This window comes from Agrococcus baldri, from assembly GCA_900114805.1.
In the GTDB taxonomy this organism is placed as follows: Bacteria; Actinomycetota; Actinomycetes; order Actinomycetales; family Microbacteriaceae; genus Agrococcus; species Agrococcus baldri.
The window spans coordinates 371,871-393,978 of the sequence record FOZN01000003.1; the positions used below are offsets into that span (position 1 = coordinate 371,871).

Genomic DNA, 22,108 nt, shown 5'->3' on the forward strand with positions numbered 1-22,108 from the left:
GGCCTGCCGATGGACGGCCGTCGCGGCGAGCGCGGAGCGCGTCAGCCCGTGCGGCGCAGCTGCACCACGACCGGGCGGTGGTCGGTGCCGGAGTCGTCGAGCCCCGTCAGCACGCGGGCCGCGATGGGCGTCCAGTCGGGGGTCGCCACCACGTGGTCGATGTTGGTGCCCAGCCACGGCGGGGCCCAGGTCGGCCAGGTGCCGACCGCGCCGGCGCCCACCGCCGCGGCCGCATCGCGGCAGACGCCCAGATCGCCCATGCCACCGCCGTCGAGCTCCGTGCGGAACCGCCACCAGTGGTCGACGGTCGAGTTGAAGTCGCCGGCCATCACCACCGAGTCGGAGCCGTCGCACAGCCCCGCGACGAACTCGAGATCCGCGCGCCAGTTGCGCATCTGCTGCGGCACCGGGGCCACCGGGTGCGCCGCGACGAAAACGGGACCGGAGCCGTCGTCGGGACGCGCGACGACGGTCGGCAGCGTGCGGGTGCCGCCGACCTCCGAGTCGGTGGTGTACTCGCCGAGCTCGGCCGAGATGAGCAGCGTCGTGTTCAGCGCCCCGTAGGAGGGGGAGTACCCGGTGGTGTGCACCCAGAAGCGCTTGCCCAGCTCGCGCAGCCGCTCCGCCACCCCGACGCCCAACGGCAGCGTCGTCTCCGGCAGCATCACCGCATCCGCCCCGGTCTCGTCGACGACGCGCGCGATCTCGTCGATGCCGGGCTCGTCGCCGAGGGTGTTCCAGGTGAGCACGACGAGGTCGTCGTCGCCGATCGACTGACCGGTGTCGAGCCCGCGCGAGACGTGGATGCCGGTCGAGACGAGCGCGAACACGAGCAGCAGCGAGGCGACGCCGAGCACGAACGGCCGCACCCGCTGCCAGCCGACGAAGCACAGGAACAGCAGCAGCAGCACCAGCGCGATGCCGACCACGCCGATGCGCATGGAGACCACCTGCGCGACCACCGGCGCCTGCTCGAGGCCGAACGCCTGCGGCCACGCGGCGACCGTCAGGCACGCCGCGATCACGAGGGCGAGCAGCCAGCCGAGGATCGCGAGCACCCTGCGAGCGTAGGCGATGCGCGCAGGGCTGCGCTGTGGCCGCGCGAGGGCAGGCGGGACGCCCCCGCGCCCGGGACCGGGTGCTGGCGCGCGAGCGTAGGCTGGCGGCATGGAGCGAGACGGTCGGGCGAGTGCCGGCGCAGCAGGCCCAGCGGCGTTCGATTGGACCGCGGCTGGCCCGGCAGACCTGCACGTGCACTCGCGCGAGTCCGACGGCACGGATGCGCCGGGCGACGTCGTGCGCGCCGCCGCGGCCGCGGGGCTCGGCGTCGTCGCGCTCACCGACCACGACACCGTCTCCGGCTGGGTCGAGGCGACCGAAGCCGCGCACGCCAGCGGCATCGCGCTGCTGCCCGGGGTCGAGTTCTCCTCCCAGATCGGCCCGGCGAGCGTGCATGTGCTGGGCTACCTGCTCGATCCGGAGTCAGCCGCCTTCATGGGCGAGCGGGAGCGCATCCGCGCCGAGCGCATCACGCGGGCCGAGCGGATGGTGCACGCGATCGGCCGCGACTACCCGCTCACCTGGCAGCACGTCGAGCAGCACTCGGCGCCGGGCGCGACGATCGGCCGGCCGCACATCGCCGACGCGCTCGTCTCGCTCGGCATCGTGACCGACCGCTCCGCAGCGTTCGAGGGCATCCTGCACTGGCAGGGCGGCTACTACACGCCGCACCGCGCGCCCGCGCCCGAGGAGGCGATCGCCATCATCCGCGAGGCCGGCGGCGTGTCGGTGCTGGCGCACCCGGGCGGTCGGGGCAGGCCGGTGCTGCGGATGGGTGTGCTCGGCGACCTGGTCGCGGCCGGTCTGGACGGGGTCGAGGTCTGGCATCGCGACAACGACGAGCGCGACCGTCGGCGGCTGCTCGCCGACGCCGACCGGCTCGACCTGCTCGTGACCGGCTCGAGCGACTACCACGGCTCGGGCAAGCCGAACCGGCTGGGGGAGCACACCACGGATGCGGCGGTGGTCGCCGAGATCGTGCGCCGCGCGACCGGTTGGGCACCCGTCCTGCCGGTCTGAGGGGGCCGCCAGTCACATGCGGGGCCACACGCACGGGCCGGATGCAGAACGGCCGCCCCGCTGCTGCGGGACGGCCGTTCGATGCTCGCTGGACGTCAGGCCTGCGGGGCCTGGGGCGCGTTCGCTCCACCGCCACCGCCACCGCCGGAGCGACGGCGACGCCGGCGCCGCGGCGCCGCGTTGCCGTCGTGGTGCTCGTTGCCGCCGCCGTCGTGCGTGCCGCGGCCCTCGACCTGCTGCCCGCCGGTCTGCTCGCCACCGGACTGCTGGTCGCGGGACTGCGTCGACGCATCCGCACTGTGTCCTTCGCCGCTGCCACCGCCGGAGCGACCACGGCCGCCGCGGCTGCGCCGACGCCGGCCCTCGCCCTCGGTGCGCTCGCTGCTGTGCTCGCTGGTGCGCTCGCCGCTGCGACCGCTGCTGCGACCGCCGCGCTCGCCGCGGGCGCCGGGTGCGACGCCCTCGCGCTTGGCCTCCTTGTTGGGCGGGGTCGTCGTGAGACGGCCCTTGACGCCCTCGGGGATGTTCAGGTCGCTGTAGAGGTGCGGGCTCGACGAGTAGGTCTCGACCGGCTCGGGCCTGTTGAACTCGAGCGCACGGTCGATCAGTGCCCACTTGTGCAGGTCGTCCCAGTCGACGAAGGTGACGGCGATGCCGGTGCGGCCGGCGCGGCCGGTGCGGCCCACGCGGTGCAGGTAGGCCTTCTCGTCCTCGGGCAGCGTGTGGTTGATGACGTGCGTGATGTCGTCGACGTCGATGCCGCGCGCGGCGACGTCGGTGGCGATCAGCACATCCTTCTTGCCCGCCTTGAACTGCGCCATGGCGCGCTCGCGAGCCTCCTGGCTCATGTCGCCGTGCACGGCGGCGGCGTTGAAGCCGCGGTCGATGAGCTCCTCGGTGAGGCGCGAGGCGGCGCGCTTGGTGCGCGTGAACACCACGGCCTTGCCGCGGCCCTCGGCCTGCAGGATGCGCGAGACGACCTCGTCCTTGTCGAGCGAGTGCGCGCGGTAGACGATGTGCTCGATGTTCGCCTGCGCGATGGTCTCGTCGACGCCGGCGGCGCGGATGTGCAGCGGGCGCGACATGAAGCGCCGCGCCAGCGCCACGATCGCGCCCGGCATGGTGGCCGAGAACAGCATCGTGTGCCGCACCTCCGGCACCTTCGAGAACAGCTTCTCGACATCGGGCAGGAAGCCCAGGTCGAGCATGCGGTCGGCCTCGTCGAGCACCATCTCCTTGACGCCTCCGAGATCGAGGATGCGCTGCTGCACGAGGTCGAGGAGGCGGCCGGGGGTGCCGACCACGATCTGGGCACCGGCCTTCAGCTGGTCGATCTGGCCCTCGTAGGCCTTGCCGCCATAGATCGAGACGACCGTCGTCGGACGGTTGGAGGTGATGAGCTCCATGTCCTCGGTCACCTGCACGGCGAGCTCGCGCGTGGGCACCACGATGAGCGCCTGCACGCCCGGTCCGGGCGTCGCGCCCAGCCGCTGGGAGAGGGGGAGGCCGAAGGCGAAGGTCTTGCCGGTGCCGGTCTTCGCCTGGCCGATGATGTCCTGACCGGACAGCGCGAGGGGGATCGTCTGCTGCTGGATCGGGAAGGGCTCGAGGATGCCGCGGTCGGCGAGCGCCTGGACCATGTCGGCTTCGATGTTGAGGTCTTGGAAAGTCAAAGGAGTGTTCCGCCTGTTCGTATGCTCCGACGATCCTACCGGCGGCATGCGTCCGATCGCTCCGCCTCGCCTCTAGACTCCTGGACGTGGTGAAGTGGTTCGACCGGACGCCGCGCGACGTGACGCGCCAGCTCCTGCGACAGCACCGGGCGCCGGTGCTCGGGGACAGGGTGCTGCTCTCCGACGTGCGGCCTGCGCTGGTGCCCTTCGTCGGCCAGGCGCTCGCCCTCGAGCTGGCGCTGGTCGCCAAGGCCGGCGGCGTGATCGAGCAGGCGCCCTCGCTCGATGCGCGCATCGCGCTCGCCGAGGTCGTGCGCATCCACGCGAGCCGTGCGGGTGCCTTCGCGCGCATCCTGGACGGCGAGGACGTCGAGGCGGATGCGGCGCTGCGGCCGTTCACGGAGTCCACCCGTGACTTCACCCGCGCGATCGACGGCGCCGACTGGTACGAGCAGCTGCTCGCCATCCACGTCGTGTCGGGCCTGCTGGAGGACTTCTTCGTCGCGATCGTGCCGGGTCTGCCGGAGGAGGATCAGGACGCCATGCTGCGCGCCCTGCGCGGCGAGAGCGCCCACCCGCACATGGTGCGGCTGCTGCTCGAGGCGATCGAGGGCACGCCTCGCCTCTCCGATCGCATGGCGGTCTGGGGCAGGCGACTGGTCGGCGACGTGCTGCTGCAGATGTACCTGGCGGTCAACGGCCCGGATGCGACCGGGCGCGCAGTGCCGAGCCAGGCGAGGCTCGAGCCGGCGTTCAACGACATCGTCGCCTCGCACACCCGCCGCATGGACGAGCTCGGCCTCACGGCCTGAGTCGCGGCGGCACTGAGGCCGATCAGGCCTTCGTCGCCCGTAGCTCCGTCAGGTAGCGCTCGTCGGCGTGCGCGCGCCGGTTGGGCAGCACGCGCGGGATCACGACCGCCACGATCAGCGAGGCGAGCAGGCTCAGCAGCCACAGCCAGCCGTTGTCGGCGGTCGCGCCCATCAGGGCGCCGATCGTCCACACCAGGCCGGCGGCCGCGGCGGCGGCCAGCGGGTTGAGGAACAGCCCCACCCATTCGCGGCCGGGCAGCAGGTAGCGCGCGAGCAGGCCGATCGCCGCACCCATCACCATGGGCACGAGCACCAGGATGGGCATCATCAGGCGACGAACCCGATCTTGCGCGTCGACTCGCTGCCGATCTCGACGTAGGCGATGCCGTTGCTGGGCACGATGTAGCGGCGACCCTTGGCGTCGTCGAGCGTCAGGTGGCCGGACTCGAGCGCCGCCACCACGAGCTCTTCGACCTCCTTGGCGGTCTGAGCCGAGTCGAACGCGATCTCTCGCGCAGAGTCCTTGATGCCGATGCGGATGTCCATGCTCCTGAGGATAGGCGATCGCCGCGCCGTCCCAGCGACGGTCCGCCGGCGGCGAACACCCGGGGCCGAGACGGGCTCCGGCGCTGAGGTCGAGGGGACGGCACGGAAGGGCGGTCTCTCCGGGGTCCACCGCGCGCGGCGAACGCCGAAGCCGGAGGGCCGCGCGGCCGGTGTCGGCGGCCGTCGATACCGTGGCGCTGTGCTTGCCGAAACCGCTGTGACCGCCGAACCCGCTGCGACCGACCAGTCGCCGACCCTCGACGCCTCCCAGCTCGCCGTGCTCGCGCTGCCTGCCGACGCATCCGCCATCGTGCTCGGCGTCGCGGGCTCCGGCAAGACCGTCACGCTGGTCGAGCTGGCCGCCGACCGCCTCGATCGGGGGCGCACCGATCGCCTCGAGCCCGCCGAGCTGCTGGTGGTGGCGGGATCGCGCCAAGCCGCCACGGCGCTGCGCGACCGGCTGGCTGCGCGCACAGCGCTCGTCACCCCTGGCCCGCTCGCACGCTCGATGCCCTCGTTCGCCCACGCCGTGCTCACCGCTGCCGCGCTCGCGGAGGGCCGCCCGGCCCCGCAGCTGCTCTCGGGCGCCGAGCAGGATCGCATCATCGCCGCCATGCTCGCCGGCCATGCCGACGACGCGGCGACGGGCCTCGCCGCCGGCCCCGACTGGCCCGAGCACCTGGGGCCAGAGGTGCGCGAGCAGGCGGGCTTCCGCGCTGAGCTGCGCGAGCTGATGGCCGCTGCCGCCGAGCGGGGGATCGGGGCGGATGCGCTGGCGCAGCTGGGCAGGGAGCGCGACGTCCCCGAGTGGGTCGCGGCCGGCGCCTTCATGGCGGAGTTCGAGCGGCTGCAGCGGCTCGAGCGGCGTGGCGCCGACGCCGTGACCGCCGCCTCGCTGCTGCGCACGGCGGCCACGAGGATCGCGACCACCGATGTGCCCGTGCCCAGGCTCGTGCTCGTCGACGACGCGCAGGAGCTCACCGAGGGCGCCGTCGTGCTGCTCGAGGCGCTGCGTGGCCGAGGAGCGACGGTGATCGCGTTCGGCGATCCCGACACCACCACCGGCGGCTTCCGCGGCGCCGACCCCGGCCTGCTTGCGGCGCTGCCCGCCCGCCTGGGCTTCGCCGACCGGCCCGGCCATCGGCTGGTGCTGCAGCACGACCACCGCCACGGCGCCGGTGTGCGCGCCTTCGCCGCGAAGCTCGCGGAGGGCATCGGCACGGCGGGCGCGGGCGACCATCGCGGCGCTGCTGCTGCCGCCGCCGTGGAGGACGTCGTCGAGCTGCGCGTCGCCGACTCCCTGGAGGAGCAGGCGCGGCAGATCGCGCGCGTCATCCACGACCGGCGCGTGGCCGGCGTTCCGCACGACTCGATCGGCGTGGTCGTGCGCACCGGCCGTGCGGCTGCCGAGCTCGCCTCGATGCTCTCGGCCCTCGACGTGCCCATCGCCTCCGGCGGCCCCACGCGGCTGCGGGAGGCCCCGGTGGTCGAGGCGCTCGTGCAGGTGCTGGCACTCGCGACCGGGCGCGTGCCGCTCACCGGCGAGCTCGTCGAGCAGCTGCTGCGCAGCGATCTGCTCGGGCTCGACGCGCTGGCGGTGCGCCGGCTCAAGCGGGCGCTCCGGCACCGCATCATCGCCGACGGCGGCGAGGTGCACGTGCCCGGAGCCGAGCTGCTGCGGGCAGCCATCGCGCAGCCCGACGACCTCGTCGAGCTGCGGGGGGCGCGCGCCGGCGCCGCTGCGGCGCGACGTCTCGCGCAGATGGTGCTCGACGCGCACTCGCTCGTCGAGGCGGAGGCGCCTGCCTCGGCCGACCAGGTGCTGTGGGCGGTGTGGGCGGCCGCCGGCGTCGCCGACACCTGGCAGCGCGCGGCGCTCCAGGGCGGCAGCGTCGAGCGGGCGCTCGCGAATCGGCGGCTCGACGCCGTCGTGGCCCTCTTCGACCAGGTTGCCCGACTCATCGAGCGCCGGCCCGACATCGACACCAGCGGCTTCGTCGATGCCTGGCTCGCCTCCAGCGTCGACGACGACTCGCTCGCGGCCCGCACCGAGGGCGCCAGGGTCGCGATCGGCACGCCCGGCCAGTTCGTCGGGCGCGAGCTCGACACCGTCGTCGTCGCCGGCCTCCAGGAGGGCGTCTGGCCCAACCTGCGCCCGCGCGGCTCGCTGCTGAGCGCCAACCGGCTCGACGGCGACGGCACCGATGACGCGCGCACCGCCGTGCTGCACGACGAGCTGCGCACGTTCGCCAAGGCCGTCTCGACCGCGCGCACCACCGTTGTGCTCGCGGCGGTCGAGAGCGACGATGAGCAGCCCTCGCCGTTCACGGCCGGCGCGACACGCGTGCCGCCCCACGCGGAGGCATGGCACTCGCTGCGCTCGCTCGCCGCGCACCTGCGCAGGCGCGTCGTCGAGCGCGACGATGCGGCGGCAGCCGCGGCCCTGCAGCGGCTCGCTGCAGAGGGCGTGCCGGGCGCCGCGACCGCTGAGTGGGCGGGGCTCGCTGCGGTGAGCACCGCGACGCGGCTCGACCTCGACGATGCCGTCGTCGCCTCGCCCTCATCGCTGCAGAAGCTCGACGAGTGCCAGGTCGCCTGGGTGATCGACCGGCTCGCGGGCTCGACCTCCAACCGCGCAGCGGGGTTCGGCACGATCGTGCACGAGGCGGTCGAGACGACCGACCCGACCGATGCGGCGGCACTCGAGGCAGCGATCGGCGCGCGGGTGGGCGAGCTGGTGCACGAGTCGACCTGGGAGGCAGCGGCGCAGCGCGCCGACATCCCGCCGGTCGCCGCACAGATCGCGGACTACTTCCAGCAGCTGCGCGGCGAGCGCTGGCGGGTCGAGGCGGGCGAGCACGAGGCGCGCTTCACGGTCGCGTTCGACGACGGCAGCCAGCTCAAGGGCTCGATCGACTGGCTCGAGCACGGGGAGGACGGCACCGTGCGGGTCGTCGATCTGAAGACCGGCAAGCGCAAGCCCGACAACCACGCCGAGCTCGGCAACCTGCAGCTGCGGGCGTACCAGTTCGCGGTCTCGCTCGGCGCGATCGAGGGCGTGCCCGCCGCGTCGAAGACCGAGGCGCGGCTCTTCATGCCGCGGATCGGCGCCGCCAAGAAGGTCGTCGAGACGCCCGAGTTCGATGCCGTGCGCGAGCACTTCGCCGAGCACCTGCACGCCGCGATCGAGACCATGGGCGGTGCAGCGTTCTCGGCATCGCCGGCGGAGCACTGCTACGACGACTTCTCCTTCGGCCAGTGCTCCATCCACGTCCTCCCGGAGGTCACCGAATGACGTACAGCCCCGACGAGCTCGCGCAGCTGCTCGCCGCAGCGAAGGGCGAGCGGCCGCTGCCGCCCACCGACGAGCAGCGAGCGGTCATCCAGGCACCCCACGCCCCGACGCTCGTCGTCGCCGGCGCTGGCAGCGGCAAGACCCACACCATGGCGCAGCGCGTGCTCTGGCTGGTCGCCAACGGCCACGCCATGCCCGACGAGGTGCTGGGCCTGACCTTCACGCGCAAGGCCGCGCGCGAACTGGCAGAGCGGCTCGACAAGGAGCTCGCGCAGCTGGCTGCCGCGAAGCTCGTCGACGAGGAGGTCGTCGCCACCCGCAAGCCGGTCGTGCAGACCTACAACTCGTTCGCCGGCACGCTCTTCAAGGAATGGGCGCTGCTCATCGGGCGCGATCCCGACTCGGAGGTGCTGTCCGATCCCGCGGCGCTGCTGCTGGCGCTGCGCATCGCGCGCGCATCCGACGATCAGCGGCTCGCGGGCATCGGCACCGCCACCAGAGTCGCCGAGCACGTGCTCCGTCTGGCCGGCGAGCTCGGCGACCACCACGTCTCGACGCAGCAGCTGCGGCGGGCGGGCTACGCGGCGGCGTTCACCGCGAAGGCCGATCTGCCGCCCGACCCCGCCGCGAAGCGCGCCCTTGCGCAGAAGGCGCAGCAGGACTTCGACGCCGACATCGCCCGCGTCGGCGCGCTCGCGGCGCTCGGTGAGCTCGTCGACGCGTTCGATGAGCAGAAGCGGCGCCTGGGCGTGGTGCAGTTCAGCGACCAGGTGCGCTTCGCCCTCGACGCGCTGCTCGCGCACGGCGGCGCCGTCGATGAGCTGCGCGGTCGGCACCGCTTCGTGCTGCTCGACGAGTTCCAGGACACCTCGGTGCTGCAGCTCGAGCTGCTCGGCAAGATCTTCCACGACACCCCGGTGATGGCCGTCGGCGACCCCAACCAGGCCATCTACGGCTTCCGCGGGGCCAGCGCCGGCACCCTCGCACTCTTCGAGCGCCACTTCGGTGCCACGGCGAAGGCGACGCTGTCGACGAGCTGGCGCAACGACAGCGCGATCCTGCAGCTCGCGGGTGTCATCGCCGACGAGCTGCCGAAGCGCCCCGAGGTGCCGGTCGAGCAGCTCTCGGCGCGCGCGGGGGCGGGCGCCGGCGAGGTCGCCGTGCGGCACTGCAGCACCGTCGACGAGGAGGCCGACGAGCTTGCCGCATGGCTGCGGCAGCACGGTGCAGGCAGCGGCGACGCCACCGCCGCGGTGCTCGTGCGCACGCACGGGCACGCCATCGACCTCTCCAGCGCGCTCGCCGCCCGTGGCCTGACGGTGTCGCGCACCGGCGGCGGCGGCCTGCTCGAGGATCCCGCCGTCGTCGACCTGGTCGCGGCGCTGCGGGTGCTCGGCCGTCCGGAGGAGGGGTCGAGCCTCGTGCGACTCCTGGCCGGCAGCCGCTGGCGCATCGGCGTCGCCGACCTGATGGCGCTGCAGCGCTCCGCGCAGCGCATGGCGCGCGCGGGGCTGAGCGACGAGCAGCGCGACCGCGATCGCGCCGCGGTCGTCGCAGAGGCATCGTCGTCGATCGTCGACGCGCTCGACGCGCTCACCGAGGGCACTGCGCTCGAGGGCGCGAGCGACGAGGGCACGGCACGGATGCGGCAGGCGGCGACGCTGCTGCGCGAGCTGCGCAGACAGGCCGGGATGCCGCTGCCCGATTACGTGCGCACGGTCGAGCGCGCGCTGCGCCTCGACATCGAGGTGGGTGCGAACCCGGGCCGCACGAGTGCGGCGCTCGACGCCTTCTCGCGCGAGGTGCAGGCGTTCGCCTCGGCGGACGAGCATGGCACGCTCGAAGCGCTGCTGACCTACCTCGAGGCGGTGGAGCGCGGGCGCGGCCCCGATGCGCCGCAGGAGGAGCCGCGACCCGGTGTGGTGCAGGTGCTCACCATGCACGCCTCCAAGGGTCTCGAGTGGGATGTCGTCGCGCTGCCGCGGCTGGCGCAGGCGCGGAAGGACCCAAGCTCGCGGGGCTGGCTCGACTGGGGCAAGCTGCCGTTCCCGCTGCGCGGCGACGCGGCGATGCTGCCGCAGCTCGAGCACGAGCAGCCGACCATCCACGACTACCTCGCCGCACGCGGGGCGTTCCTCGCGGAGCTCGCCGAGCACGGCGCCTCGGAGGGCGACCGCCTCTCCTACGTCGCCGTCACCCGCGCGCGCCGGGCGCTCTGGCTCTCGGGCGCCCAGTGGTACGGCACCGGCACGACGCCGGCGAAGCCGACCCGGCTGCTCGAGCTCGCCGCCGAGACGATGGGCGTCGAGCTGCTCGCACCCGCCTCGAAGGAGGACGGCAACCCGCGGGCGGGCGGATCCGCCGTGGTCTCGTGGCCCGTCGATCCCCTCGGCAGGCGACGGCCGGAGGTCGAGCGGGCCGCCGCCCGCGTCGACGCGGCCGACCCGTCGCAGGCGACCCCGTGGGACGACGCGATCGCACTGCTGCTCGCCGACCGCGCGCAGACGACCCTGAGTCTGCCCAGCCGCATCGCCGCATCCGGTTTCAAGGACTGGGCGGCCGACCCCGTCGCCGTGGCGCGGCAGATCGCGCGCCCGATGCCCCAGCAGCCCTTCGCGGCGACCAGGCTCGGCACGCTGTTCCACGGCTGGGTCGAGCGCCGCGACGGCGCCATCGGGCTCGGCGACGCGGTCGACGACGAGGCGCTCGACGAGGACCTCGTGGGCATCGACGCGGAGCGTCTCGAGCGGCTCAAGCAGACCTTCCTCGCCTCGCCGTACGGCGACAGGGAGCCCGCTGAGACCGAGATCGAGATCCACCTGCCGCTCGCCGGCACGACGGTGGTGTGCAAGATCGATGCCGTCTACCGCGACGGCGACCGCGCGACGGTCGTCGACTGGAAGACCGGGCGCCTGCCCTCCGGCGCGGCCGACCTCGAGTCGCGACAGCTGCAGCTGGCGCTGTACCGGGCGGCGTATGCGGCGCATGCGGGACTCGATCCCGAGCAGGTCGACGCAGAGCTGTACTTCGTCGAGCACGACACGACGATCAGGCCCGATCGCATCGAGTCGCTCGGCGAGCTCGAGGCCCGGTGGCTGCGCGCGCAGCAGGCGGTGGCGGAGGCCTCAGCGCTCGGCTGAGGCGCCGCCGATGCGGCCGGTCTCGTCCTCGCCGGAGGCATCGGCGTCGCGAGCCATGGGGTTCTCGATGACCTCCGTCGGCTGCTCGCCGGGCGCCGAGGCCGCCGCCTCGCCCAGGTACTCCTGCACGCCCGTGAGATCCATCGTCTCGAGCCGCTCCGGCGCGATCGCCGCGCCCTGATCGCTGTCCACCCGCGCGACCAGGCCGGCGAGCATGCCCTTGGCGTCCTCGATGATCGAGGCGTCGTCGCGCTCGACGCCGTGCAGCAGCCAGCGCGCGATGTCGAGCTCCGCGTGCAGCATCGCCCGCTGCCGCACCTGGCGATCGCCGATGCCGCGTGCAGCGGCGTGCGCCTCGAAGGCCTCGTCGACGCTGCCGAACTCGCTCGAGCCCAGCAGGAATGCCAGGTCGCGGGCTGGGTCGCCGATCGAGAGCCCGTGCCAGCCGTCGAGTCCGACGACGCGCGAGCCCTCGACCCGGAAGGCGGGCGCCTGCAGGTCGCCGTGCACGAGCGTCGGCTTGAACTGCCAGAGCCGGTCGTCGCCGAGCGCTGTCTCCCAGCGATGCAGGAGCGCCGTCGGCACCGATCCGGTGGCGGCAGCGCGGTCGAAGGTCTCCAGCAGTCGCGCGCGCAGCGACGCCGCGCTCTCGCTCGCCAGCCCCGCGTCCGCCGCGACGGAGGTCGGCAGCTCGTGGATCGCGGCGATCGCCTGGCCGACGCTCACGGCCAGCCCGGGCTTCGCGGGCGAGATGTCGGAGAGCCGCATGGTCGAGCCGCCCAGCCGGGTGAGCACGAACAGCGTCGACTTGCCGGCCTCGGTGGTGCCCAGCACCGAGGGCACCTCGAACGGCAGCCGCGAGCGGGTCGCGAGCGTGAGGGCGCTGAGCGCGGACGCGTGCTCCTTCGCGCTGCGCAGCGCGGAGACCGATCGGGGCAGCACCACCTGCACGGTCTCGCCGTCGGCGAGGCGCGCGGCGACCAGGGAGCGATGCTCGTCGGAGCCGTCCTCCGTCGCGCCGACGACCTCGAGGCCGCCGACTGCGGTGGTGGCGAGCGCGGCTAGAGTGAAGGGGTTCGTGCTCATGGATGCCAGGCTAGGCCGACCTCGCTCGCAGGAGGCCGCGCCACGCGACGGAGGTGACGTGCAGGTACCCCCGCTTGCCAGATCGGGACTCGATCGCGACCACGTCGCGAGGATCGCGCCCGACGCCGTCGCGCGCGCACTCGAGCAGCCCTCCACACGGCTCATCGTCGTCGCCGGCGATCGCTCGCCGGTGCGCGAGGGCAGGCTCGTGCGCCTCGCTCCGGATGCGCTCCCGCCGACCGCAGTGGCCGTCGAGCCGGCCGTGCCGCCGAGCTGGCTGGGCAGGCTCGCGCCAGAGGCGCCGGGGGAGCAGGGCGCGATCGTGCTGAGCATGCTCGTGGCCGAGCCGTTCGAGGTGGAGGGCGCCGAGTGGCGCTCGCTGCGCGAGGTCGGCGCCGAGCTCGACGACGCCGACGCGGGGGTGCTCGTGCAGGCGGTCGCGCTGGGCGTGTGGCAGCGCGAGAGCCACCACAGCCCCGTCGACGGGCTGCCGACCACGTTCGAGGAATCCGGCTGGGTGCGCCGCTCCGACAGCGGTGCCCCGCACTTCCCGCGCACCGACCCGGCGGTCATCGTCGCCATCCACGACGAGGCCGATGAGCGCATCCTGCTCGGGCACAACGCCGCCTGGCCGGAGGGTCGCTACTCGCTGATCGCCGGCTTCGTCGACCCCGGCGAATCCCTCGAGGCCGCCGTCGTGCGGGAGGTGCGCGAGGAGACGGGGCTGCGCGTGGTCGAGCCGCGCTACCTCGGCTCGCAGCCCTGGCCGTTCCCGCGCAGCCTGATGCTCGGCTTCGAGTGCGTCGCTCCGGAGCCCGACGCGATCGTGCCCGACGGCGTCGAGATCCTCGACGTCCGCTGGTTCAGCCGTGACGATCTGCGCGCCGGCGTCGTGCAGCTGCCCGGCTCGACCTCGATCGCCTCCTGGATCCTCGAGGCGTGGCTCGAACGATGACGGATGCGTCGACGGCGGATGCGCCCATCACCGACGCCGACCGCATCCTCGCCGGCCTCGACGAGCAGCAGCGGCAGGCGGCGACCACGCTCGGCGGTCCGGTCGCGATCCTCGCCGGCGCCGGCACAGGCAAGACGCGCGCGATCACGCACCGGATCGCCTACGCCGTCGCCACCGGCGAGCAGGCGGAGCACGCCTCGCTCGCGCTCACCTTCACCTCGCGCGCGGCGGGGGAGATGCGCACTCGCCTGGCGCGGCTCGGCGCCGGCCGGGTGCAGGCGCGCACCTTCCACGCGGCCGCGCTCGCGCAGCTGTCGCACTTCTGGCCGCGCATCACCGGCTCGCACATGCCCAAGCTGCTGCCGCAGAAGGCGGCGACGGTCGCCGATGCGGCCGCCCAGCTGCGCCTGCGGCTGCCGACCGCGCAGCTGCGCGACGCGGCGGGCGAGATCGAGTGGCGCAAGTCGCAGGCGATGACCATGGAGGACTACGGGGTGCTGGCACGCGTCCGCCCGATGCCCACCGGCATCGCACCCGAGGCGATGATCGACCTCCACATGGCGTACGAGCGGGTCAAGGACGAGCGGCGCCAGATCGACTTCGAGGACGTGCTGCTGGCGACCGCCGGCATGATCGAGCGCGAACCGGTGGTGGCCGACGAAGTGCGCTCGCGCTACCGCCACTTCACCGTGGACGAGTACCAGGACGTCTCGCCCATGCAGCAGCGGGTGCTGGCCGCCTGGCTGGGCGAGCGCCGCGACATCTGCGTCGTCGGCGACCCGAGCCAGACGATCTACTCCTTCGCGGGCGCCGATGCGGCCAGCATGAACCGCTTCATCCACGAGCACCCTGACGCCGAGGTCGTGCGGCTTGAGCGCTCCTACCGATCGACCTCCGCGATCGTCGGATGCGCAAACCGGCTCATGCGCGGCCGCGACGCGCTGACGCTGACCGCGGCATCGGGGGAGCCCGGCCGCGAGCCGAGCCTGAGCGTGCACGCCAACGACTCGGCGGAGGCAGCAGCGGTCGCCGCCGCCTGCCGTGCCCAGGTCGACGCGGGCACCGACCCCGGCCGCATCGCCGTGCTCACTCGCTTCCACGCCCAGTCGGGCCTCATCGAGCAGGCGCTCGCGAGCGTCGGACTGTCGTCGACGGTGCGAGGCGCCGCCCGCTTCTTCGAGATCCCCGTCGTCAAGCGGGCCGTGCTGATGCTGCGCAGCGCGCCCGCCGATCACCGGCCGGTGTTCCAGTCGGTCACCGACATCGTCATGGGACTCGGCTACCGCGCCGAGGCGCCCGCAACCCACGGTGAGGAGCGCGCGCAGTGGGACGCGCTGCACGCGCTCGTGACCCTCGCCGAGGAGGCGGGCGGCACGGATCTGCCCGGCTTCGCCCGCGAGCTGCAGCGCCGTGCGCAGACCGAGCACGAGCCGACCGTGGCCGCCGTCACGATCGCCACCATCCACGCCGCGAAGGGCCTCGAGTGGCAGCACGTGCACGTGGTGGGGCTCGCCGAGGGGCTGCTGCCGGTCTCGCACGCGACCACCCTCGCCGAGATCGACGAGGAGCGGCGGCTGCTCTACGTCGCCATCACCCGCGCCGAGCGCACGCTCTCGCTCACCTTCGCGCACAGCTCCGGCCACGCCGTCAGGCAGCCATCGCGCTTCCTCGCCGAGCTGGCTCCGCCGCAGGGCGCTCGGGCCGGCCGGTCGGCCGGCGGTCGCGCTGGTGCTGGCACGGGCGGCGGCGCCGCAGCGCGCTGACCGCGCCGTCGCGCTGCCTGATCTGCACCGCCCAGCCCTCGGGCAGCGCGCCTGCGGCCGCGCGCCGCAGCGCATCGAGCACGGTCACCACCGTCTGCGCCGCGGCGATCGCGCCCGCCTCCGGCACGAGGTGCGCGGGCAGCAGCGTGCCGTCCCGCGGAGTGCACCGCACGCATCCGCCACCCGCGCTCACGTAGGGCCCGACCTGCACCCAGGCATCGCCGAGCACGATCGGCAGGTGCGCGGCGCCGGACGAGAGCAGCCGCTCGGTCTCCGCGGCCGGCATGCGCCAGGGCGCGACCGGCACGACGATGCCGTCGCTGCCCGCGGGATGCCCGGAGTCGCGGACCGCCCGATGCAGCTGCTCAGAGAGGCGGATGCGTCCACGCACGAGCACGGGCACGGCCGGTGCCGCGTCCACGAGCGCGGGCGCCAGCAGGGTGAGCAGCGACTGCGCGTGCACGCCGCCGACGAGCTGCTCGAGCTCCTGCGGCAGTACCCCGCGCGTCATGGCGGCGATCGCGCGCAGTGTTGGCGGGTCGGCGTCGAGCACGGCAACCGGCTGCTGCGCCCCGATCACGATGCGGTCGGGAGCGGAGCGGAAGACGGCCAGGTGCGGGTCGAGTCGGAGCATGGGCGCATGGTGCGCCGATCCGGCCGATCGCGTCGGCAGTTCTCCACAGGCGCGCCGGAGCTGAGGACGAAGGCCCTTTCGGGGCTTCGTCGCGACGCCAGCGCCGACGCCCGTCTCGGGCGTCGGTCTGCGGCTGCGGGCGTCAGCCCTGCTTGGGCTGCTGGTCGTCGTCGGGTTCAACACCCTCGGGCTCGTCACCTTCGGGCTCGTCACCTTTGGGTTCGTCACCTTCCGGCTCGTCACTTTCGGGCTCGTCACCCTCGGGCTCACCGCGCTCGGCGTCGTCGAGCAGTTCCTGCAGCGCAAGGTCCATCTCGTCGAGCTCGCCCTCGCCCTGCAGCCTGGCGATCACGCGCGAGGGGTCGTCGATGTCGTCGGAGCCCGGCATCAGGTCGGGCTGATCCCAGAGCGAGTCGCGCACCTCCGCGCCCACCGCATCCGTCACCGTGCGCCAGAACGCCGCGGCCTCGCGCAGCCTGCGGGGCCGGATCTCGAGGCCGACGAGGGTGCCGAAAGCCTTCTCGGCGGGTCCGCCGGTGGCTCGCTTGCGGCGCACCGACTCGGCGATCGCGTCGCGCTTGGGCAGTCGTGCCGTGGCGGCTTCCGTGACGGCGTCGACCCAGCCCTCGATCAGGGCGATCGTGGTCTCCAGGCGCGCGAGTGCCTCCTGCTGCTCGGCCGTCTTGGGCGGGATGAGCGCACCGCTCGAGAGCGCCTCGCGCAGCTCCTCGGGGTTCGTCGGGTCGAAGGACTCGGCCAGTTCCTCGAGCCGGTCGACGTCGATGTGGATGCCCTCGGCGTACTCGCGCACGGAGGAGAGCACATGCAGGCGCAGCCAGCGCGCGTGGTGGAAGAGACGGGCGTGGGCGAGCTCGCGCGCCGCCATCCAGATGCGCACCTGGTCCTCGGGGATCCCGAGGCCCTCGGCCGCCGAGCGCAGGTTCACCGGCAGCAGGGCGGCGGTGTCCTCGAGCAGCGGGAAGCCGAAGTCGCCGCCGGCGACGGTCTCGCCGGCGAGCTGGCCGACCACATTGCCCAGCTGCATGGCGAACATCGTGCCGCCCACGTTGCGCAGGATCTTCTCGGCGCCGGCGAGCATCTCCTGCGCCTCCTCGGGCGCGTGCTCCTGCATGGCCCGGGTGAGGGCGTTGGCGATGCTGTTCGCGACCGGCTCGCTCATCTCCTGCCACACCGGGATGGTCGCGTCGACCCATTGCTGTCGGGACAGCATCGTCAGCCCGGTGGCGGCGCCGAGCTCGGTCGTCTCGCCCAGCCACATGGCGGCCAGATCTGCTGCCTGCTGCACGGCCTCGCGCTCGGCGCTCGTCACCGAGCCCGGGTCGCGCTGCACGACCGCAGCGGCCTGGCGCTTCGTGGCCGACCAGTCGATCCCGTCCTCGGTGCGCGCGAGCGCGGCCTGCAGCTGCGCCATCAGCGCCTGCAGCTGAGCGGGGTCGGAGGGCATCCCCGCGGCACCCGCGAGGCGGGCTGGATCGATGGGTCCTTCCCCTGAGAGGAACTGCTGCAGCATCTCGCGCAGCTCGTCCTCGGGGAGCCGATCGTCGGAGTCCTCAGGCATGCGACTACGCTATCCGCAGCATGTCCATACCCGCCGGGAATCCGCCCAACCAGCCCTCCGCCGTCCGCGAACAGCCGGTGCACCACCGCTTCCCGGACATCCGCCCGAGGCGTCTTCGTCGCGCGGGCTGGGGTGCGCTCGCCGCAGCGGCGCTCGCCTCGCTGGGGCTCGCCTTCGTGCCCTCGCCGTACGTGGTCGAGGTGCCGGGCCCGACCTACGACGCCCTGGGGCAGACGGATGCGGGCCCGCTGATCGAGATCCGCGGCGCCCGGACCTACCCGACCGAGGGCGAGCTGCGAGTGCTGACCCTCGCATGGTTCGGCAACCCGCAGCGCCCGCTCAGCTGGGTGGAGGTCGCGCAGGCCTATCTCGATCCGGCCGACTCGATCATCCCGATGTCCGTCGCCTTCCCGCCGTCGCAGACGATCGAGCAGTCGAACGAAGCCGGTCGGGTCGACATGCGCAACTCGCAGCAAGCCGCCATCGCTGCTGCGCTGCTGCACGAGGGCCACGATGTCGCCAGCGAGGTCAGGGTCGCGGGCGTCATCCCGGATACGCCGGCGGACGGCGTGCTGCAGCCGAACGACCGCATCCTGAGCGTCAACGGCCGCACGCCGTACGACGTCTGGTCGATCCGCGAGTCCATCGCCGCCGTCGACGGCCCGACGGAGTTCGAGATCGAGCGCGGCGGTGAGCCGATGACGCTCGAGGTCACGCCGCTGGTCGAGGGCGACGAGCGGCTGGTCGGCATCTACGCGTCCAACGAGTACACCTTCCCCTTCGAGGTCGACATCGAGCTGCCGAACGTCGGCGGTCCGAGCGCCGGCATGATGTTCGCGCTCGGCATCGTCGATGAGCTCACCCCCGGCGCCATGACGGCCGGCACGGCCTGGGCGGGCACCGGCACGATCGCCGCGCTCGGCGACGTCGGCCCGATCGGCGGCATCGTGCAGAAGCTCCACGGCGCGGTCGATGCCGGCGCCACGCACTTCCTGGCGCCGGTCGAGAACTGCGCCGAGGTCGTCGGCCACATCCCGGACGGGCTGACCGTCTTCGCCGTCGACACGCTCGACGATGCGATCACCGCCGTCGAGACGGTCGCCATGAACGCCGACACCGCGGCGCTGCCCACCTGCGAGAGCGGCGCCAGCTCATAGGGTCGACGGATACGATGGCTGCACCGCCCGCATAGCTTCTGGAGCAATACGACGTGTCTGCCAACGCCGAACGACCGACCGCCGCGACCACCGGGAGGCAGCGCCCCTCGCCGCTGCTGATCACGGTCCTGATCGTCGCCGCCATCATCGGCGCCTTCGTGCTCTTCTCGGGCTTCTACGCCGACATCCTCTGGTTCGACCAGCTGGGCTTCGTGCAGGTGCTGCAGACGCGCTGGGTGTCCATCGTCGTGATGTTCCTGATCGGCTTCGTCGCGATGGCTGTGCCGCTCGCGCTCGCGGTGCAGATCGCGTTCCGGTCGCGGCCCGTCTACGCGCAGCTCAACTCGCAGCTCGATCGCTACCAGGAGCTCGTCGAGCCGCTGCGCAAGCTCGTCATGTGGGCCGCGCCGGTCGCTCTCGGCCTGTTCTCGGGCATCGCTGCCGCCTCGCAGTGGGAGACCGCCCAGCTGTGGCTCCACCGGCGCCCGTTCGGCGAGACCGACCCGCAGTTCGGCCTCGACGTCGGCTTCTACATCTTCGAGCTGCCCTTCTACCAGCAGATCGTCGGCTTCGCCCTCGCGGTGCTGTTCATCAGCGGCGTCGCCACGCTCGCGACCGCCTACCTCTACGGCGCCATCCGCGTCACGGGCCGCGAGGTGCGCATCTCGCGCTCCGCGCGCATCCAGCTCGCCATCATCGTCGCGCTGTACATGCTCGCGCTGGGCGTGTCGATCTGGCTCGGCCAGTACGCGTCGCTCGCCCAGACTTCGCAGGGCTTCCTCCCGACGGGTGCCGGTTGGACCGAGGTCAACGCGTCGATCCCGGCGGCGCAGATCCTCGCCGGCATCGCGGGTCTCGTCGCTGTCTTCTTCATCATCACCGCGATCATCGGCCGCTGGCGCATCGCGATCGTCGGCACGGGGCTGCTCATCGCCGCCTCGCTGGTCGTCGGCGTCGCCTACCCGGCGATCATGCAGCGCTTCCAGGTCGAGCCGAGCGAGCGGTCGATGGAGCAGCAGTACATCCAGCGCAACATCGACGCGACCCGCGCCGCGTGGGGCGTCGACGAGATGGTCGAGACCCGGTCGGATGCGCGCACGGACGCCGAGCCCGGCGCCCTGCGTGCCGACGCGGAGACGACCGCGAACATCCGCATCCTCGACCCCGCGCTCGTGACCGACGCCTTCGCCAACCTGCAAGAGTACCGCCAGTACTACGGATTCCAGGAGCAGCTCGACGTCGATCGCTACGAGATCGACGGCCAGACGCAGGACACGGTCATCGCCGTGCGCGAGCTCGACCTCTCAGGCCTCGCCGACGACAACTGGTACAACCGCCACATCGTCTACACGCACGGCTATGGCGTGGTCGCCGCTTACGGCAACCAGCGCGGACCGGAGGGGCAGCCGGTCTTCCTGCAGGAGGGCATCCCGACCACGGGCGAGCTGGGCGACTACCAGCCGCGGGTGTACTTCGGCGAGGAGATGCCCGACTACTCGATCGTCGGCGGCCCGGAGGGCGCGCCCGATCTCGAGCTCGACTATCCGCTCTCGAGCGACGAGGGAGCCGGCAACGCCGAGACCACCTTCGCGGGCGACGGCGGCCCGGCGCTCGACAACATCTTCAACCGGCTCGTCTATGCCCTGAAGTTCCAGTCGGAGCAGATCATCCTCTCCGACGCGGTCACCGACGACTCGCAGATCCTCTACGACCGCGACCCGCTGGAGCGCGTCGCGGAGGTCGCGCCCTATCTGACGCTCGACAGCGACACCTATCCGGCCGTCGTCGACGAGCAGCTGGTGTGGATCGTCGATGGCATGACGACGGCGTCCACCTACCCCTACTCGTCGCACCGCTCGGTGGCGCAGGCCATCGCCGACACCACGAACCCGACGCCGCCGATCGGCGACGTGATCAACTACGTGCGCAACTCGGTCAAGGCGGTGGTGAACGCCTACGACGGCTCCGTCACGCTCTACGCGTGGAACACCGAGGATCCGATCCTGCAGGCGTGGAACGAGATCTACCCCGGCACGATTCGACCGATCAGCGAGATGTCCGGCGAGCTGATGAGCCACGTGCGCTACCCAGCAGACATGTTCAAGCTGCAGCGCTCGATCCTGGGCGACTACCACGTCACCAACCCTGACACCTTCTTCTCGGGCGACGACCAGTGGGCGACGCCCACCGACCCCACCGAGGGCTCGACGCAGGCGGCAGCTCCGACGCAGCCGCCCTACTACCTGACGATGTCGGTCGATGGGCAGGACCCGGCGTTCACGCTCTACTCCACCTTCATCCCGCGCGACGGGCGGAACGTGCTCTACGGCTACCTGTCGGTGAACGCGGATGCGGGAGGCACGGCCGGCGAGGTCGCCGACACCTACGGGCAGCTGACCCTGCAGATGCTGCCGAAGGACAGATCCATCCCAGGACCGGGTCAGGTGCAGAACACCTTCGACACCGATGACCAGGTCTCGCGTGAACTGAACCTGCTGCGCCAGGGCGCATCGGAGGTCATCAACGGCAACCTGCTGACGCTGCCGGTCGGCGGCGGCCTGCTCTACGTGCAGCCGGTCTACCTGCAGTCGACGGGTGCGACCTCCTACCCGGTGCTGCGGAAGATCCTGGTGTCGTTCGGCAACGACATCGCCTTCGAGGACACACTGGATGAGGCGCTCGACGCACTGTTCGGCGGTGACTCCGGAGCGGAGGCCGGCGACTCGGGCGTCGACCCGACGAATCCCGATGAGGGCGAGGGCGCCGGCGAGGGCGAGGAGCCCGCACCGGAAGGCAGCCTGCAGGCGCAGCTGGACGCCGCGGTGCAGGCGGCGGGCACGGCGCTGCAGGAGCGGCAGGCGGCCTACGCCGAGAACGACCTGGTCGCCGCGGCGGAGGCCGACGAGCGGCTGACCGCGGCGCTCGCGCAGGCGATCGAGCTCTCGGCGCAGATCGAGGGGGAGACGGCACCCGGGGAGACGGCCGCGCCGGAGGAGACACCTGCACCGGAGGAGTCCTCGGCGCCGTAGGAGCGCGTAGCCCCGCAGCGATTTGCCCCGCGGCTCAGCCCCTGGTAGAGTCATTTCTTGTGCCGCGGGGTGGAGCAGCTCGGTAGCTCGCCGGGCTCATAACCCGGAGGTCGCAGGTTCAAATCCTGTCCCCGCAACAAGAAGTCCGCGAACTGCGGCACAGGAAGAGGCCCTCGCAAGAGGGTCTCTTCTGCGTTTCCCGCACTGTCGCGCGCACAGCACGGCGGCGCCTGCGCGCATGGGCTTCGCGGTCTCGAGCGGTGCCGCCAGCTGCTGCCAGCCCAGCCGTTCGAGGTGCGCGCCGTCGCCAACGCCGCCCGCGGCACGCGCCGGTGAGCGCGGCCGCTGGGCGTCGCGGGC

General features: G+C 72.9%; 15 protein-coding genes and 1 tRNA gene. 9 read left to right on the forward strand and 7 right to left on the reverse strand.

What is annotated here, in order from left to right:
- Positions 1-41 precede the first annotated feature (41 nt).
- The gene (locus BM288_RS10090) at positions 42-1,058 is read right to left on the reverse strand and encodes an endonuclease/exonuclease/phosphatase family protein (RefSeq protein WP_092918475.1); all 1,017 of its coding nucleotides are present in this window, start codon (positions 1,056-1,058) and stop codon (positions 42-44) included.
- A gap of 109 nt (positions 1,059-1,167) precedes the next feature.
- Between BM288_RS10090 and BM288_RS10095 the strand changes: the two genes are divergently transcribed.
- Positions 1,168-2,079 (forward strand): PHP domain-containing protein, encoded by a 912-nt coding sequence (locus tag BM288_RS10095; protein WP_092918477.1) that lies wholly within the window; start codon positions 1,168-1,170, stop codon positions 2,077-2,079.
- A 95-nt stretch (positions 2,080-2,174) separates the two neighbouring features.
- On the opposite strand, the gene BM288_RS10100 is transcribed toward BM288_RS10095, so the two are convergent.
- A complete protein-coding gene (locus tag BM288_RS10100; RefSeq protein ID WP_092918479.1) occupies positions 2,175-3,752 on the reverse strand; it encodes a DEAD/DEAH box helicase in 1,578 nt (525 codons plus the stop codon).
- A gap of 86 nt (positions 3,753-3,838) precedes the next feature.
- On the opposite strand from BM288_RS10100, the gene BM288_RS10105 reads away from it, so the two are divergent.
- The gene (locus BM288_RS10105) at positions 3,839-4,564 is read left to right on the forward strand and encodes a ferritin-like fold-containing protein (protein WP_177220345.1); all 726 of its coding nucleotides are present in this window, start codon (positions 3,839-3,841) and stop codon (positions 4,562-4,564) included.
- A gap of 22 nt (positions 4,565-4,586) precedes the next feature.
- On the opposite strand, the gene BM288_RS10110 is transcribed toward BM288_RS10105, so the two are convergent.
- Entirely contained in the window at positions 4,587-4,892 is a 306-nt protein-coding gene (locus BM288_RS10110; protein WP_092918483.1) for a hypothetical protein, read from the reverse strand.
- A complete protein-coding gene (locus BM288_RS14495) occupies positions 4,892-5,110 on the reverse strand; it encodes a DUF3107 domain-containing protein (RefSeq protein WP_177220346.1) in 219 nt (72 codons plus the stop codon). Before BM288_RS14495 ends, BM288_RS10110 begins: the two co-directional genes overlap by 1 nt.
- Before the next feature lie 199 nt (positions 5,111-5,309).
- On the opposite strand from BM288_RS14495, the gene BM288_RS10120 reads away from it, so the two are divergent.
- Both BM288_RS10120 and BM288_RS10125 read left to right on the forward strand, forming a co-directional pair.
- The gene (locus BM288_RS10120) at positions 5,310-8,405 is read left to right on the forward strand and encodes a PD-(D/E)XK nuclease family protein (RefSeq protein ID WP_177220347.1); all 3,096 of its coding nucleotides are present in this window, start codon (positions 5,310-5,312) and stop codon (positions 8,403-8,405) included.
- Positions 8,402-11,545 (forward strand): ATP-dependent DNA helicase, encoded by a 3,144-nt coding sequence (locus tag BM288_RS10125; RefSeq protein ID WP_092918487.1) that lies wholly within the window; start codon positions 8,402-8,404, stop codon positions 11,543-11,545. Before BM288_RS10120 ends, BM288_RS10125 begins: the two co-directional genes overlap by 4 nt.
- On the opposite strand, the gene BM288_RS10130 is transcribed toward BM288_RS10125, so the two are convergent.
- The gene (locus BM288_RS10130) at positions 11,531-12,631 is read right to left on the reverse strand and encodes a phosphotransferase (protein WP_143103081.1); all 1,101 of its coding nucleotides are present in this window, start codon (positions 12,629-12,631) and stop codon (positions 11,531-11,533) included. The genes BM288_RS10125 and BM288_RS10130 overlap by 15 nt on opposite strands.
- Before the next feature lie 58 nt (positions 12,632-12,689).
- Between BM288_RS10130 and nudC the strand changes: the two genes are divergently transcribed.
- Both nudC and BM288_RS10140 read left to right on the forward strand, forming a co-directional pair.
- Positions 12,690-13,586 (forward strand): NAD(+) diphosphatase, encoded by an 897-nt coding sequence (nudC, locus tag BM288_RS10135; RefSeq protein WP_318255475.1) that lies wholly within the window; start codon positions 12,690-12,692, stop codon positions 13,584-13,586.
- A complete protein-coding gene (locus BM288_RS10140) occupies positions 13,571-15,349 on the forward strand; it encodes an ATP-dependent helicase (protein ID WP_318255476.1) in 1,779 nt (592 codons plus the stop codon). The genes nudC and BM288_RS10140 overlap by 16 nt, the downstream gene beginning before the upstream one ends.
- On the opposite strand, the gene BM288_RS14320 is transcribed toward BM288_RS10140, so the two are convergent.
- Both BM288_RS14320 and BM288_RS10145 read right to left on the reverse strand, forming a co-directional pair.
- Complete coding sequence (locus tag BM288_RS14320) at positions 15,234-15,983, reverse strand: hypothetical protein (RefSeq protein WP_143103082.1); 750 nt, start codon at positions 15,981-15,983, stop codon at positions 15,234-15,236. The genes BM288_RS10140 and BM288_RS14320 overlap by 116 nt on opposite strands.
- A gap of 142 nt (positions 15,984-16,125) precedes the next feature.
- Positions 16,126-17,562, reverse strand: a complete 1,437-nt coding sequence (locus BM288_RS10145; RefSeq protein ID WP_092918493.1) for a zinc-dependent metalloprotease — start codon at positions 17,560-17,562, stop codon at positions 16,126-16,128.
- A gap of 20 nt (positions 17,563-17,582) precedes the next feature.
- Here BM288_RS10145 and BM288_RS10150 point away from each other — a divergent pair, with 20 nt between their 5' ends.
- From BM288_RS10150 to BM288_RS10160, 3 genes are all read left to right on the forward strand, one after another.
- Positions 17,583-18,719: a YlbL family protein gene (locus BM288_RS10150; RefSeq protein WP_092918495.1), complete on the forward strand. Its 1,137-nt coding sequence runs from the start codon at positions 17,583-17,585 to the stop codon at positions 18,717-18,719.
- Positions 18,720-18,772: 53 nt separating this feature from the next.
- Positions 18,773-21,748 carry a UPF0182 family membrane protein gene (locus BM288_RS10155; protein WP_318255477.1) on the forward strand — a complete coding sequence of 992 codons (2,976 nt, stop codon included), beginning with the start codon at positions 18,773-18,775 and terminating at the stop codon, positions 21,746-21,748.
- A gap of 63 nt (positions 21,749-21,811) precedes the next feature.
- A tRNA-Met gene (locus tag BM288_RS10160) sits at positions 21,812-21,885 on the forward strand.
- Positions 21,886-22,108: the final 223 nt, after the last annotated feature.

What these genes read in the sequence shown, in the direction of transcription:
- BM288_RS10095 (WP_092918477.1), top strand. Translation starts at nt 1,168, where the DNA reads ATGGAGCGAGACGGTCGGGCGAGTGCCGGCGCAGCAGGCCCAGCGGCG.
- BM288_RS10110 (WP_092918483.1), bottom strand. Translation starts at nt 4,892, where the DNA reads ATGATGCCCATCCTGGTGCTCGTGCCCATGGTGATGGGTGCGGCGATC.
- BM288_RS14495 (WP_177220346.1), bottom strand. Translation starts at nt 5,110, where the DNA reads ATGGACATCCGCATCGGCATCAAGGACTCTGCGCGAGAGATCGCGTTC.
- BM288_RS10125 (WP_092918487.1), top strand. Translation starts at nt 8,402, where the DNA reads ATGACGTACAGCCCCGACGAGCTCGCGCAGCTGCTCGCCGCAGCGAAG.
- BM288_RS10130 (WP_143103081.1), bottom strand. Translation starts at nt 12,631, where the DNA reads ATGAGCACGAACCCCTTCACTCTAGCCGCGCTCGCCACCACCGCAGTC.
- BM288_RS14320 (WP_143103082.1), bottom strand. Translation starts at nt 15,983, where the DNA reads ATGCTCCGACTCGACCCGCACCTGGCCGTCTTCCGCTCCGCTCCCGAC.
- BM288_RS10145 (WP_092918493.1), bottom strand. Translation starts at nt 17,562, where the DNA reads ATGCCTGAGGACTCCGACGATCGGCTCCCCGAGGACGAGCTGCGCGAG.
- BM288_RS10150 (WP_092918495.1), top strand. Translation starts at nt 17,583, where the DNA reads ATGTCCATACCCGCCGGGAATCCGCCCAACCAGCCCTCCGCCGTCCGC.